12 protein-coding genes, 10 tRNA genes and 1 rRNA gene are annotated in these 13,434 nt (G+C 39.1%); 21 read left to right on the forward strand and 2 right to left on the reverse strand.

All coding sequences use genetic code 11. The features are described from left to right. The 11 genes from rrf to AB5Y61_RS05130 all read left to right on the forward strand — a co-directional run. A 5S ribosomal RNA gene (rrf, locus tag AB5Y61_RS10615) occupies nt 1-88 on the forward strand; the annotation flags it as partial. 34 nt (nt 89-122) lie between these two features. After that, nucleotides 123-195, forward strand: a tRNA-Val gene (locus tag AB5Y61_RS05085). 2 nt (nt 196-197) lie between these two features. After that, nucleotides 198-270, forward strand: a tRNA-Asp gene (locus AB5Y61_RS05090). A gap of 24 nt (nt 271-294) precedes the next feature. Next, a tRNA-Lys gene (locus tag AB5Y61_RS05095) sits at nt 295-367 on the forward strand. A 6-nt stretch (nt 368-373) separates the two neighbouring features. Next, a tRNA-Leu gene (locus tag AB5Y61_RS05100) sits at nt 374-455 on the forward strand. 17 nt (nt 456-472) lie between these two features. Next, nucleotides 473-545, forward strand: a tRNA-Thr gene (locus AB5Y61_RS05105). A gap of 23 nt (nt 546-568) precedes the next feature. Then, nucleotides 569-640 (forward strand) — tRNA-Gly (locus AB5Y61_RS05110). A 7-nt stretch (nt 641-647) separates the two neighbouring features. Further along, a tRNA-Leu gene (locus AB5Y61_RS05115) sits at nt 648-733 on the forward strand. 19 nt (nt 734-752) lie between these two features. Beyond that, nucleotides 753-826, forward strand: a tRNA-Arg gene (locus AB5Y61_RS05120). A gap of 36 nt (nt 827-862) precedes the next feature. Beyond that, nucleotides 863-936 (forward strand) — tRNA-Arg (locus AB5Y61_RS05125). Nucleotides 937-955: 19 nt separating this feature from the next. Continuing rightward, nucleotides 956-1,029, forward strand: a tRNA-Pro gene (locus AB5Y61_RS05130). A 98-nt stretch (nt 1,030-1,127) separates the two neighbouring features. Here AB5Y61_RS05130 and ntdP read toward each other — a convergent pair. Both ntdP and recX read right to left on the reverse strand, forming a co-directional pair. Next, nucleotides 1,128-1,661, reverse strand: a complete 534-nt coding sequence (gene ntdP, locus AB5Y61_RS05135; protein ID WP_013903172.1) for a nucleoside tri-diphosphate phosphatase — start codon at nt 1,659-1,661, stop codon at nt 1,128-1,130. A gap of 95 nt (nt 1,662-1,756) precedes the next feature. After that, nucleotides 1,757-2,539, reverse strand: a complete 783-nt coding sequence (gene recX, locus AB5Y61_RS05140) for a recombination regulator RecX (protein ID WP_368403389.1) — start codon at nt 2,537-2,539, stop codon at nt 1,757-1,759. Nucleotides 2,540-2,576: 37 nt separating this feature from the next. On the opposite strand from recX, the gene rlmD reads away from it, so the two are divergent. The 10 genes from rlmD (at nt 2,577) to AB5Y61_RS05190 (ending at nt 13,432) form a co-directional block, all read left to right on the forward strand. Beyond that, the gene (gene rlmD / locus AB5Y61_RS05145) at nt 2,577-3,929 is read left to right on the forward strand and encodes a 23S rRNA (uracil(1939)-C(5))-methyltransferase RlmD (RefSeq protein ID WP_368403390.1); all 1,353 of its coding nucleotides are present in this window, start codon (nt 2,577-2,579) and stop codon (nt 3,927-3,929) included. A 10-nt stretch (nt 3,930-3,939) separates the two neighbouring features. Next, nucleotides 3,940-4,383 (forward strand): cytidine deaminase, encoded by a 444-nt coding sequence (locus tag AB5Y61_RS05150; RefSeq protein WP_368403391.1) that lies wholly within the window; start codon nt 3,940-3,942, stop codon nt 4,381-4,383. A 13-nt stretch (nt 4,384-4,396) separates the two neighbouring features. Continuing rightward, nucleotides 4,397-4,630 carry a DUF1858 domain-containing protein gene (locus tag AB5Y61_RS05155; RefSeq protein ID WP_003005810.1) on the forward strand — a complete coding sequence of 78 codons (234 nt, stop codon included), beginning with the start codon at nt 4,397-4,399 and terminating at the stop codon, nt 4,628-4,630. Next, nucleotides 4,630-5,979: a DUF438 domain-containing protein gene (locus tag AB5Y61_RS05160; protein ID WP_368403392.1), complete on the forward strand. Its 1,350-nt coding sequence runs from the start codon at nt 4,630-4,632 to the stop codon at nt 5,977-5,979. The genes AB5Y61_RS05155 and AB5Y61_RS05160 overlap by 1 nt, the downstream gene beginning before the upstream one ends. Nucleotides 5,980-5,981: 2 nt before the next feature. Further along, nucleotides 5,982-6,236 carry a DUF1912 family protein gene (locus AB5Y61_RS05165; protein ID WP_368403393.1) on the forward strand — a complete coding sequence of 85 codons (255 nt, stop codon included), beginning with the start codon at nt 5,982-5,984 and terminating at the stop codon, nt 6,234-6,236. Between the two features lie 180 nt (nt 6,237-6,416). After that, nucleotides 6,417-6,764 (forward strand): helix-hairpin-helix domain-containing protein, encoded by a 348-nt coding sequence (locus AB5Y61_RS05170; protein ID WP_368403394.1) that lies wholly within the window; start codon nt 6,417-6,419, stop codon nt 6,762-6,764. Nucleotides 6,765-7,021: 257 nt separating this feature from the next. Next, nucleotides 7,022-7,606, forward strand: coding sequence for a GNAT family N-acetyltransferase (locus tag AB5Y61_RS05175; protein ID WP_368403395.1), 585 nt, complete (start codon nt 7,022-7,024; stop codon nt 7,604-7,606). Beyond that, complete coding sequence (locus tag AB5Y61_RS05180; protein ID WP_368403396.1) at nt 7,594-8,883, forward strand: hypothetical protein; 1,290 nt, start codon at nt 7,594-7,596, stop codon at nt 8,881-8,883. Before AB5Y61_RS05175 ends, AB5Y61_RS05180 begins: the two co-directional genes overlap by 13 nt. A gap of 13 nt (nt 8,884-8,896) precedes the next feature. After that, nucleotides 8,897-11,548 carry a valine--tRNA ligase gene (locus AB5Y61_RS05185; protein WP_368403397.1) on the forward strand — a complete coding sequence of 884 codons (2,652 nt, stop codon included), beginning with the start codon at nt 8,897-8,899 and terminating at the stop codon, nt 11,546-11,548. Between the two features lie 90 nt (nt 11,549-11,638). Then, entirely contained in the window at nt 11,639-13,432 is a 1,794-nt protein-coding gene (locus AB5Y61_RS05190) for a hypothetical protein (RefSeq protein WP_368403398.1), read from the forward strand. The last annotated feature ends 2 nt before the right edge of the window (nt 13,433-13,434 follow it).

Genomic DNA, 13,434 nt, shown 5'->3' on the forward strand with positions numbered 1-13,434 from the left:
CTGTACCCATGCCGAACACAGCAGTTAAGCCCTAGAACGCCGGAAGTAGTTGGGGGTTGCCCCCTGTGAGATAAGGTAGTCGCTTAGCAAGAGATTGAGCCTAGTAGATACTAGGCTCATTTGGGAGTTTAGCTCAGCTGGGAGAGCATCTGCCTTACAAGCAGAGGGTCAGCGGTTCGATCCCGTTAACTCCCATAGGTCCCGTAGTGTAGCGGTTATCACGTCGCCCTGTCACGGCGAAGATCGCGGGTTCGATTCCCGTCGGGACCGTTAAGATAATGAAAATTATTTTAAGACTCGTTAGCTCAGTTGGTAGAGCAATTGACTTTTAATCAATGGGTCACTGGTTCGAGCCCAGTACGGGTCATATTTTGCGGGTTTGGCGGAATTGGCAGACGCACCAGATTTAGGATCTGGCGCTTTACGGCGTGGGGGTTCAAGTCCCTTAACCCGCATAAGAGAATAATAATGAGCCGGCTTAGCTCAGTTGGTAGAGCATCTGATTTGTAATCAGAGGGTCGCGTGTTCAAGTCATGTAGCCGGCATTTTTTTATATAAAGAAAGCGATGCGAACGTAGTTCAGTGGTAGAACACCACCTTGCCAAGGTGGGGGTCGCGGGTTCGAATCCCGTCGTTCGCTTGAGGAGGCCGGGGTGGCGGAACTGGCAGACGCACAGGACTTAAAATCCTGCGATTGGTAACGATCGTACCGGTTCGATTCCGGTCCTCGGCATAGACGAAGGTTGAAAGAAGCACCCTTAGCTCAACTGGATAGAGTACCTGACTACGAATCAGGCGGTTAGAGGTTCGACTCCTCTAGGGTGCATGGTCGCAAGACTATGTAGTAATTGAATAGGAACGAGCACCCTTAGCTCAACTGGATAGAGTACCTGACTACGAATCAGGCGGTTAGAGGTTCGACTCCTCTAGGGTGCATAAAGCGTAAGCTTTAGTTCGGGAAGTAGCTCAGCTTGGTAGAGTACTTGGTTTGGGACCAAGGTGTCGCAGGTTCGAATCCTGTCTTCCCGATATTATATAGAAAGAGTCTAATGATTGTCATTAGGCTTTTTTTGTTGGTGATTTTCTTATTGCATTACAAGAAAAAAGAGCTTGCGCTCTTTCCAACTTTATTTATTTCGCAGTTCAACATAACGGTTATACCAAATTTTGATATACTCCTCAGAAAAAGGACCTTTGTTTTGGTTTATCCAATCTACTAGTACTTTTACATTTTCTTTTAAAATATAGTCAATGTCATCTGAATAGTGCATTTTTTCTTTATGTTGCTCATATTCTTCAACATCTAACAATTTCTTTTCACCATTTGTAAAGACCTTGACATCGAGGTCATAATCGATATATTTTAAGGCCTCTTGGTCGATGTGAAAAGGACTTGCTAGGTTACAGTAGTAAGACACACCATTGTCACGGATCATGGCGATGATGTTAAACCAATATTTTTTATGGAAATAAACGATTGCTGGTTCACGCGTGATCCAACGTCTGCCATCACTTTCTGTAACAAGTGTATGATCATTTACTCCAATAATTGCATTTTCGGTTATCTTTAATACCATGGTGTCACGCCATGTTCGGTGTAAACTGCCATCATGTTTATAACTTTGAATTGTAATAAAGTCGCCTTCTTTAGGTAGTTTCATAACTTACCAACTTTCTACAATCTAAGTATATCCTCTATATTGTACCATATTTTTTCAAATTTTTTCTTATTTTTCTATATAATTTTCAATTTGGTTTATAAATCTAAGAATTCTCTAATGGCTGACGTTATATCACTATAATCGTAACCTTTTCTGGCAAGTGCTTGAGTCAAGCGTTGTTTGAGGTCATAGCCTTCATATTTTTTACTGTATTTACGGTATTGTTTTTCTAACTCTTTTAGGATGAGCTCATTGGTTGTTTCTTCATCTGCTTCTAGTTCAAGATTTTGGAATGCAATCTTTGCTTGGTTGTATGCAAAACCTTTTGAAATGAGTCCTTGGATGACTTTCGTTTCTATGGCTTTTGATGGGTATTTTCCTTGGTATTTCTTTTGGAGTTTTATTGCGGTACGGCTGATAACTTCTGTAAAATCATAGTCCGCTAGTATTTCTTGGAGGATAGATTTTGGGACCCCTTTTTGTTGAATTTTTTGTTGTAATAAGACAGGGCCCTTATCGCCACTGAGAAGGTTGGCCTCTATCAAGTTTCTTGCATATTGACGATCATCTAACCACTTTTCTTCTTTTAGGTGTTGGACAACTTTATCAATAATCTCACTATCAATCTCATATTTTGTAAGGTAGTCTCGGACTTCTTTTATTGTTCGAGCTTTAAAAGAAAGATGGTAAAGGGCCAGGTTTTTACCATAAGAGTACTGTGCAAATTCTTGGATTTCTTTTAGCTCTTCTTCACTGATTTCTTTCTCTTTGGAAAGGAAATATTTGACGATAGTATCTTCTGTGATGTAAAGTTTTTGATCATTGTCTAATTCAAGAAGGTAGAGTCTTTTTTTCTTTTCTAGTTTTGTAATTTTCATGTTTTTATTATACCGAAAAATGTGTTAAGATAGGGATATGAACGTTAAAGTAAAACAAAAAATTCCTTTGAAAATTAAACGAATGGGAATTAACGGAGAAGGAATTGGCTTTTATAAAAAAACACTTGTCTTTGTACCTGGTGCTTTGAAGGGAGAAGATATCTTCTGCCAAATTACAAGTGTCAAGAAAAATTTTGCGGAAGCCAAACTCTTATCTGTGAATAAGGCGTCTAAGTATCGGGTGACACCCATGTGTGATATCTATGAGACCTGTGGGGGCTGTCAAATCATGCATTTGAAGTATGACAAGCAGTTGGAGTTTAAGACAGATTTATTGCAACAGGCCTTGAAAAAGTTCTCACCTGAAGGCTTTGAACAGTATGACATTCGGCCGACAATCGGAATGCAGGAGCCTCTTTACTATCGGGCCAAATTGCAATTTCAAACAAGGAAATTCAAGGGCCAGGTCAAGGCGGGGCTTTATGCTCAAAATTCACATTATTTGGTAGAATTAAAAGATTGTTTGGTCCAAGATCCGGTTATTCAAGCGATTGCCAATGATCTTGCGGATTTATTGACTTACTATCAGATTCCGATTGCTGATGAGCGTAAAGAACTGGGTGTTAGAACCATGATGGTTCGACGAGCTCGGAAGTCTGGTCAAGTTCAGATCATTGTAGTCACCAGTCGGCAGATTAATTTAAAGGATTTAGTGGAAGACTTGGTCACGAAACATCCTGAGATTGTCACCGTTGCTGTTAATAAAAATACGTCTCGTTCCAGTGAGATCTATGGGGAACAAACGCAGATTATTTGGGGAGAAGAGGCCATTTTGGAAGGTGTTTTGGATTATGAATTCTCCCTGTCTCCTCGAGCCTTTTACCAGTTGAATCCAGAACAAACCGAAGTATTGTATAGTGAAGCGGTTAAGGCTCTAGATGTTTCTTCAGAGGATCATTTGATAGATGCTTATTGTGGGGTTGGAACGATTGGGTTTGCTTTTGCGAATAGAGTGAACAGTGTTCGGGGGATGGATATTATTCCTGAAGCAATTGAAGATGCCAAATACAATGCTAAGCGGATGGGATTTGAGAATACCCACTATGAGGCTGGTACAGCAGAAGAGATCATTCCTCGCTGGTACCAAGAAGGCTATCGGGCTAATGCTGTGATCGTAGATCCACCTCGTACGGGCTTGGGGACTAAATTAATCGAGACCTTGTTGCACTATGCACCTGAAAAGATGGTCTATGTCTCTTGTAATGTCTCTACTTTGGCACGGGATCTAGTGGCTTTGACGAAGGTTTACCAGGTTGAATACATTCAATCAGTGGATATGTTCCCCCATACAGCACGGACAGAAGCAGTTGTGAAATTAGTGAAGAAGTGAAAGAAGAAGAATGGATATTTGGGAAAAACTTTATCATGAGGCGAAAGATCTCTATGCGCCTCAAGAAGTTTCAGATTTTGTCTATGCTCGGCATGTAGTCGCTGCTGTTGAGGCTGAAGATGGTCAGATTTTTACGGGTTTTTGTATGGAGGGAACCTGCGGCGTCTTTCATTTATGTGCTGAACGAGCGGCCCTCTTCAACATGTATCAACAATCAGGACAGACCAAGGTCAAGCGCATTATTGCTTTTCGAGGCAAGCCTCCTTATGGGGAAGGTTCTGGGATGCCTTGTGGGGCCTGTCGCGAATTTCTCCTTGAGCTAGATGCAGAGAATCGTCATCTAGAATTTATGGTAGATTATGAAAGTCGTAAGACCATTACTTTAGGTGAACTGATGCCTCTTTGGTGGGGCGAAGAACGCGCTCGTCAGAGAGAAAATAAAGGGAATAAGTAGAGGAAATAAATAAATGGACAATGTTATTGATGTATCAATTCCAGTTGCTCAAGTCATTGATCAACATCCGGAAGTATTGGATTTGTTAGTAGAATTGGGCTTTAAACCCTTAGCCAACCCCATCATGCGAAATACAGTTGGGCGCAAGGTTTCCTTGAAACAAGGATCAAAATTAGAAGGTACTCCTATGGAGAAGATTGTACGAACCCTAGAGGCTAATGGGTATGAAGTAGTGGGGCTAGACTAATGAGTGATGAACGAATTCATGTCTTAAGAGATATCTTATTAGAGCTTCATCATGGAGCCTCTCCTGAGTCGGTTCAGGAACGGTTTGATGCGACTTTTGCAGGGGTCTCTGCGATTGAGATTTCCCTCATGGAGCATGAACTGATGAATTCAGATGCAGGGGTTACTTTTGAAGATGTGATGGAGCTTTGTGATGTCCATGCCAATCTCTTTAAGAATGCGGTTCAAGGGGTCGAAGTAGCAGATACCGACCATCCAGGTCATCCCATTCAAATCTTTAAGCAGGAGAACTTGGCCCTTCGGGCTGCTATGATGCGGGTCCGTCGCTTGCTAGATAATTATGAGACAACCGATGATCCTGAGATGATTCAGGAGATTCACAAAGGACTCTTGCGTCAGCTGGGTTTGGTCGGGCAATTTGATCGGCATTATCGTCGCAAGGAAGAACTGATGTTTCCTATTATGGAAAAATATGGACATGATTCCCCACCAAAAGTGATGTGGGGAGTGGATGACCAGATTCGAGAACTCTTTGCGAAAGCTATGGACGCGGCCAAGGAACTGCCGGATTCTGGCATCTTAGAAGTCAAAGAACGCTTTGAAGCCTTTGCGCAAGAGTTTGAGGGCATGATCTTCAAGGAAGAATCGATCCTCTTGATGATTTTGCTGGAGGCCTTTACTCAGGATGATTGGCTCTCCATCGCGGAAGAAAGTGATGCTTATGGTTATGCCATTATCATTCCGAGTGAGAAATGGGTGCCGAAACGCGTGGACTTCAAGGAAGAAGGAGCAGCAGAGTCAGAAGGTTCAGGTGTGGCCCTTCCTTCTTCAGAAGGAGGCGAGGAGCAACGTCAGGTCATTGAGACTCCTGAGGGACAATTGACCATTACCTTCACGCCTAAGAAAAAAGAAGAGAGTTTCGACCGCAACCAACCTCAACCGTTTGGTAATGGCTATTTGTCAGTCGAGCAAGCGAATTTGATCTTGAATTATCTGCCGATGGAGATCACCTTTGTCAATAAGGATGATATTTTCCAATATTATAATGATGCTGCGCCTTTTGAGGAAATGATTTTTAAGAGGACGCCATCGCAGGTAGGACGCAATGTTGAGCTGTGTCACCCGCCAAAATACTTGGATAAGGTCAAAGCCATTATGCAGGGGCTTCGTGAAGGGAAAAAAGACAAGTATGAAATATGGTTCAAATCCGAATCACGTGGGAAATTTGTCCATGTCACCTATGCAGCCGTGCGTGATGAAGCTGGAGACTTTCAAGGTGTCTTGGAATATGTTCAAGATATCCAACCCTATCGGGAAATAGATACGGATTTTTATAGAGGAATGGAGTAAGAATGAGCTACGAAACAGATTTTATGAAGGAGTTTGAGGAGTGGATCAAGACCCAGGTCATGATCAATGAAATGGCTCTAGAAGAGAGTAAGAAGGTTTTTGATGAAGACCAGGATGAACGAGCTAAAATCGCGATGATTCGCTATGAAAGCCGTTTGGATGCCTATCAGTTCTTGCAAGGGAAGTTTGAAAATTTCCATGCTGGAAAAGGATTTCATGATTTGCCAGATGGCTTCTTTGGTGAAAGAAAATATTAATAACACCTTATTGAAGGCGTTTTACTAGTTAGATTTACCTGAAAATTGAGCAATGACTTGATTTTTTAGGGGATTGTGATACAATAAAAAAGTTGAAATGACATCAACGGATTTTTGAATGGAATGATGGTGATGAAACCTTGTTGCCTTAGGAATTGATCACTGAATTTAGGAGGAAAAATGGCAAAGAAGAACGTAAACCGTGTGAAACAATACAAACATCAAAATAGACATCTTTTGAAAAAAGCTGTCGCAACTGTAACTGCAGCTGTTAAAGAAGCACCTAAAAAAGTTGAGAAAGCTACAAAAGCAGTAGCGAAAGAAGTGAAACAAGCGGTTTCTTCAGTGGAAGAGTTTGCTTCAAGTTTGGAAGGTGTGGCACTTGATCGTGCGCAAACATTCTATGATGAAGGTATTCGCTCTGTTGCGGACTTCGCAAACTGGACAGAAAAAGAGTTGTTGGCCCTTAAAGGAATCGGCCCAGCTACAATCAAGAAATTGAAAGAACTAGGCGTTAAATTTAAATAATTGCTTTTGTGATTTCTTGCTATTTCCAGGAAAACTTGCTAAAATGAATCTATTAGAGGTGTTTTGAATCCCACATTTTACAGAAAGTGGCGGTGCTGAGAAGTCCACAAATGTGTCGAAACTGGTAGCTAATGGATGAAAATGAAATATACAAAGTTGCGGGCGTTGCCCGAAATTGGGTGGTACCGCGGATCAACATATTCGTCCCTGTCATGTAGATGGCAGGGGCGATTTTTTGTAGAAAGCGAGGGAGGAAGATGACAAGAGCAGAGTTACCTGAACGAATCGAAACGGAGCGTCTCGTTTTACGAGTCCGTACAGTGGCGGATGCTGAGGATATCTATGCCTACGCTAGTCTCCCAGAGGTCTCTTATCCAGCGGGCTTTCCGCCCGTTAAGACCTTGGAAGATGAGATTTATTACCTAGAACATATCCTTCCAGAGCGTAATCAAAAGGATAATCTCCCAGCTGGCTACGGCATTGTGGTCAAAATGACTGATAAAGTCATTGGCTCAGTTGATTTCAACCATCGCCACGAAGACGATGTGCTGGAGATTGGCTATACCTTGCACCCAGACTATTGGGGGCGAGACTATGTGCCTGAAGCGGCGCGTGCTTTGATTGACCTATCTTTTAAAGAACTGGGGCTTCACAAGATTGAGCTAACTTGTTTTAGCTACAATGTCCAAAGTCAACGAGTCGCAGAGAAGCTTGGCTTTACCCTCGAAGCTCGCATAAGAGACCGCAAAGATGCTCAAGGCAATCGCTGTGATGATTTGAGATATGGCTTGCTAAAGAGTGAGTGGGAAGATTCAATAGGTGATTTTGAATGGGAAAAATAATTGTAGATTGGATTATTACTTTAAGTTTTGGTTTTTTAGTTTATTATTTTTATAAAACTCGTAAAAAGAAAAAAGTCACTTCTGATATTTCTAAAGAATTGATCCCAGTGATAAATTCTGAAATATCAGAAAGTAATAGTAATTTTTTATCTCTAATGCCTAAATTTGAAATTTTACCAGAAGATGTAAGTGTTGAGCAGGATAAAGTACATGAGATTTCTGACAAAATTGTAATCAATAGACTTAATAAATTAGTTCCTCAAATAGTTAATGGATACAAACAGTTTGCTGATAAAAAAGTTGTTGAACATATAAAGCAAATAGAAAACAACAATGTCTTTCAGGTCATTATTCCAGAAGGAGCAAAGCTTTATAAGTCCAAAGATTTAGCTGGCGCTTTTAGGGGTGGTTACAGTGTGAATGGTCAGCTTGCTGGTCAAGCAAATCTAGTGCCAATTAAAAATGGGGATGCCAAAGATCTTAGTTTGATGGCTGATACAACTGCGACTGTAATGAATGTAGCTTCGATGGTTGTAGGACAATATTATATGTCTGAAATCAATGATAAAATGGGGCAAATGCTTGGTAGCTTGGATAAAATAGCTGATTTCCAACAAATGGAGTTTAAAGCTAGAATTTTATCTTTGATAAACAAAGTTGGAAAAATTTCTCAATTTAATGCGGAGATTATTGAGAATGAAGAAATAAGAAAACGAACATTAGACAATCTAAGTCGACATGAGGATGAAGCAACTGAGCTATTACAGCAGGTTAATTTGTCTATTGAAAATCTGGTTTCTAAGAATAAGAGTAATGACTTTGAACAATATAGAGATAACATTCACGAATTTGATAAATTAATAACTTATCAGCAATATTTACTTTCAATTTTAGAAGAAATTGGACGTTTAGTCTACTTACTGAATATGGGGATGACATCTTCCGAATATTGTTATTCATCTTTTAATAATTATATAAAACAATCTACTGGAGCAAGAAATGAACTAGTTAATTGGCATAAGAACAAGATCAAACAATTTGAAATTGATCTAAAGAAAAAGAGGTATGCTAAACAAGGGTTAGAAGCATTCTTTGTTGCACCAACTACGTGGATTAATAATGATTGGAAATACAATGAATTATCCAAATCAGTTGTTACTAAAATAGAAAAGCAGTCATCTAATTCACTCAATTTTAAAAATTTAACAAATGATTTATTGAATAAAGAGACAAAAATAATTTCTAAAAATGGTAAATATTATTATTTAACAGAATAAAAGGAGAACACACATGTCTAAAGAACTTTCACCTAAATACAATCCAGCCGAGGTTGAGGCTGGTCGTTACCAAAAATGGCTTGATGAGGATGTTTTCAAGCCTTCAGGCGATCAAAAGGCTAAGCCTTACTCAATCGTGATTCCACCACCAAACGTAACTGGGAAACTTCACCTTGGTCACGCTTGGGATACTACTTTGCAAGATATCATCATCCGTCAAAAACGGATGCAAGGCTTTGATACGCTTTGGCTTCCTGGGATGGACCACGCTGGGATTGCGACTCAAGCTAAAGTAGAAGCGCGTTTGGCTGAAGACGGCATCTCTCGTTATGACCTGGGTCGTGAAAAATTCCTCGATAAGGTTTGGGAATGGAAAGACGAGTATGCCACTACTATCAAGCAACAATGGGGCAAGATGGGGCTCTCTGTAGACTATTCTCGTGAGCGTTTCACCCTTGACGAAGGTCTATCAAAAGCTGTTCGTAAGGTCTTTGTAGAGCTTTACAAGAAGGGCTGGATTTACCGTGGTGAATTTATCATCAACTGGGATCCAAAAGCTCGTACAGCCCTTTCTGATATCGAGGTTATTCACAAGGATGTGGAAGGTGCCTTCTACCACATGAACTACATGTTGGAAGACGGTTCACGTGCCCTTGAAGTGGCAACAACACGTCCTGAAACTATGTTTGGGGATACAGCCGTAGCGGTTAACCCAAATGATGACCGTTACAAAGATTTGATTGGTCAAAATGTTATCTTGCCAATCTTGAACAAGCCAATCCCAATTGTTGGGGACGAACACGCAGACCCTGAATTCGGTACTGGTGTGGTGAAAATCACTCCTGCCCATGACCCGAATGACTTCTTGGTTGGTCAACGTCATAATCTTCCGCAAGTGAACGTTATGAACGATGATGGTACCATGAATGAATTGGCTGGTGAATTCAACGGCATGGACCGCTTTGAAGCTCGTAAGGCTGTTATCAAGAAGTTAGAAGAAATCGGTGCGCTTGTTAAGATTGAGAAGATGACCCACTCAGTTGGTCACTCAGAGCGTACTGGAGTTATGGTTGAGCCACGCTTGTCTACGCAATGGTTCGTGAAGATGGATCAATTGGCGAAAAATGCGATTGCTAACCAAGACACAGACGACAAGGTAGAATTCTACCCACCTCGTTTCAACGATACCTTCCTTCAATGGATGGAAAATGTTCACGACTGGGTAATCTCTCGTCAGCTCTGGTGGGGTCACCAAATCCCTGCTTGGTACAATGCTGAGGGTGAAATGTACGTTGGCGAAGAAGCTCCAGAAGGTGATGGCTGGAAACAAGACGAAGATGTCTTGGATACTTGGTTCAGTTCTGCCCTCTGGCCATTCTCAACCATGGGCTGGCCTGATGTCGACTCAGAAGACTTCAAACGTTACTTCCCAACTTCAACCCTAGTAACAGGTTACGACATCATCTTCTTCTGGGTGTCTCGTATGATCTTCCAATCATTGGAATTCACAGGACGCCAACCATTCCAAAATGTCCTTATCCACGGTCTCATTCGTGACGAGCAAGGACGTAAGATGTCTAAGTCACTCGGTAACGGGATTGACCCAATGGATGTGATCGAGAAATACGGTGCTGATGCCCTTCGTTGGTTCCTTTCAAACGGTTCTGCACCAGGGCAAGACGTGCGTTTCTCTTATGAGAAAATGGATGCGTCTTGGAACTTCATTAACAAGATTTGGAATATCTCTCGTTATATCCTCATGAACAATGAAGGATTGACCTTGGATGTAGCGAGTGAAAATGTGGCTAAAGTCGCTGCTGGTCAAGCAGGTAACGTGACAGACCGTTGGATTCTCCACAACCTCAATGAAACTATTGGAAAAGTCACTGAAAACTTTGACAAGTTTGAATTCGGTGTGGCTGGTCACATCCTCTACAACTTCATCTGGGATGAGTTTGCGGACTGGTATGTTGAGTTGACTAAGGAAGTGCTATACAGCGACAATGAGGACGAAAAAGTCATCACTCGTTCGGTTCTTCTTTACACCTTGGATCAAATCTTGCGTCTCCTTCACCCAATCATGCCATTTGTGACTGAGGAAATCTACGGTCAAATCTCTGAAGGAACAATCGTGACGGCGGAATACCCAGTGGTTCGTCCAGAGTTTGAAAACGAAGCAGCAGCAGCCGGCGTTGAAGCTCTTAAAGATGTGATTCGCTCCGTTCGTAACTCACGTGCAGAAGTGAACGTAGCGCCAAGTAAACCAATCACTATCTTGATCAAGACAAGCGACAGCAAGCTCGATGCTTTCTTTAATGATAATGTCAACTACATCAAACGCTTCACAAACCCAGAACACTTGGAAATTGCAGCAGATGTCGAAGTGCCTGACTTGGTTATGTCAAGCATCATCACAGGTGCAGAAATCTACTTGCCACTTGCTGACCTTCTTAATGTTGAAGAAGAATTGGCTCGTCTTGAAAAAGAATTAGCCAAATGGCAAAAAGAACTGGATATGGTCGGTAAGAAGCTCTCTAACGAACGCTTCGTAGCCAATGCCAAACCAGAAGTCGTCCAAAAAGAACGCGACAAACAAGCCGACTACCAAGCGAAGTACGATGCGACTGTTGCACGTATTGATGAGATGAAGAAGTTGGTGAAATAAACCTAGAAACACGGCAGTATGCCGTGTTTTTTGGTATAATAGCTGTAATTACAATTGACATGCTGTTTCAAAAATGAAAAGGGCTATCTTATGTTTTTTTATTTAATTCTATTACTATTTATTTCCATATTATGTTCATCTATAATATATTTTATTCCTTACCACATAATAAAATATTTTCAAAAAAGGAAAACTATTGTAATAAATAATATTAACAATCTTTTAAATGGCGGAATTGGACAGTTGCCTAGAACAAATTTTGAAAAAATATTATTGAAATATAATGGATTTTCTAATAAGTTAAATGATATATATAATTTATATTTTAAGAAAAATCTGCATCACATAATCAAACTGAGCGTTATTTTTTATTATATTTCATCTGTTTTGATTCAGAAAATATTTCATGTAAAATTTTTAAATTTATCCTTACTATCATTTCTTGACATCTCTTCTTTTGTTGTTGGTGTTTTGGGAATGTATGGCATCTACATTGGTTTTTTACAGTATACTACAGAGAATAATGAACGAGGGAAGTATCTTGGAAAAAATAAAACAAGCTATGTATTGAAAGATTTTTTCTGGTATCGTTTTAGTCAAAGTAAAGCGTTTATATTTTCATTGCTAGTTCTTACAATAGTTCCAAATATTATAAAGTTATCACTTCTAACTAATGAAGTAAATCAATATCTAGTTTATCTATGGCAAAGTTCACTACTTTTGTTATTAATTGCTTTTGTATTTCTTCTAAAAATGAGTTTATTTTTGATTAGTATTATATCGACAATAAATTCTGGAGTAGACTATAATTTACAGAGTATAATAAGAGAAAGAATACAAGAGGAATATACTCAAAAATTTTGGATAGAATTTCAAAAAGACTTATATATCAAAAAAATTGATAAAATAGATAGAGAACATACTTTAATTAAATGTTTAATTTATAAATTAAGTTTTTTTAAAAATCATCAATTTATGAGAAAACAATTGCTTTATGATGATTTAGAACCCAGATTCCTATATAATTGGTTAAAGTATGATACAAGGAATTTATCAGAATTTGAAAAGAAAGAATTTATAGAGTTAGTATTTGTAGGAATACAAAAAGATATTTATCAAAAAATAGGTGATAATAACAAGCAGATAACGAAAAATCTTGAGGAATTTCATAGATTTTATAAATTATTTGTTGAAATGAAATGGAGATTATTTGTATCAGATGATGAAATGTATAGAATTACGACAAAGGAACCATCTAATTTAGATATAATGCTTCCCTTTAAATCATGGTATATTTTATTGAATCATGATATCAAAATATTTAACGAATTGTTCAAAAACTTTGACAACGAACTGGTATATAATCACTATGTAAAACCAATTAAACGACAGCTTTTTGGATCTACTTTTGGAAGAAAAAATTCTTTGAAGTTTTCAGATGAAACTGTAGAGAATTTTCTATGGAAAATGATTTTTAGACATCCTCAGCTTGATGTGCAAAGGGTATATGATGGGTTAACTATATCGACCAAAAAAATAATGGATAATCATAATCTGTATGAAATGTCTGTTAAGAAAAATGGAAATTCTAGGATATTAAAATTATTAAATTTTCAATATGTCAGATTGAAAGAAAATCGAATTAAGGATAATATAAAAAGTTCTGAAAGATTCAGTAATTTTAAGCTTTATGAGAAAGAATTTGAATATTTTAAATGGTATCAGCTCTGGAAGCAAAAGAATTTATTTCAAAATAATGTTAATTATAATACAAACATTTTTAGGGGTTCAGAACGAGCGTTTAATGAGTATTCCAAAGTGTTATTTGAGTCTTTAGAATATTCTAATGAGCAGTTTAATCAATACAAAAAAACTGTATATTAAGT

Origin of the sequence: Streptococcus parasanguinis (assembly GCF_040908565.1) — a bacterium.
In the GTDB taxonomy this organism is placed as follows: Bacteria; Bacillota; Bacilli; order Lactobacillales; family Streptococcaceae; genus Streptococcus; species Streptococcus parasanguinis_AC.

Excerpts from the sequence above, each read along its gene's own strand:
- ntdP (WP_013903172.1), bottom strand. The coding sequence starts at position 1,661 with ATGAAACTACCTAAAGAAGGCGACTTTATTACAATTCAAAGTTATAAA.
- recX (WP_368403389.1), bottom strand. The coding sequence starts at position 2,539 with ATGAAAATTACAAAACTAGAAAAGAAAAAAAGACTCTACCTTCTTGAA.
- rlmD (WP_368403390.1), top strand. The coding sequence starts at position 2,577 with ATGAACGTTAAAGTAAAACAAAAAATTCCTTTGAAAATTAAACGAATG.
- AB5Y61_RS05150 (WP_368403391.1), top strand. The coding sequence starts at position 3,940 with ATGGATATTTGGGAAAAACTTTATCATGAGGCGAAAGATCTCTATGCG.
- AB5Y61_RS05155 (WP_003005810.1), top strand. The coding sequence starts at position 4,397 with ATGGACAATGTTATTGATGTATCAATTCCAGTTGCTCAAGTCATTGAT.
- AB5Y61_RS05160 (WP_368403392.1), top strand. The coding sequence starts at position 4,630 with ATGAGTGATGAACGAATTCATGTCTTAAGAGATATCTTATTAGAGCTT.
- AB5Y61_RS05165 (WP_368403393.1), top strand. The coding sequence starts at position 5,982 with ATGAGCTACGAAACAGATTTTATGAAGGAGTTTGAGGAGTGGATCAAG.
- AB5Y61_RS05170 (WP_368403394.1), top strand. The coding sequence starts at position 6,417 with ATGGCAAAGAAGAACGTAAACCGTGTGAAACAATACAAACATCAAAAT.
- AB5Y61_RS05175 (WP_368403395.1), top strand. The coding sequence starts at position 7,022 with ATGACAAGAGCAGAGTTACCTGAACGAATCGAAACGGAGCGTCTCGTT.
- AB5Y61_RS05180 (WP_368403396.1), top strand. The coding sequence starts at position 7,594 with ATGGGAAAAATAATTGTAGATTGGATTATTACTTTAAGTTTTGGTTTT.
- AB5Y61_RS05185 (WP_368403397.1), top strand. The coding sequence starts at position 8,897 with ATGTCTAAAGAACTTTCACCTAAATACAATCCAGCCGAGGTTGAGGCT.
- AB5Y61_RS05190 (WP_368403398.1), top strand. The coding sequence starts at position 11,639 with ATGTTTTTTTATTTAATTCTATTACTATTTATTTCCATATTATGTTCA.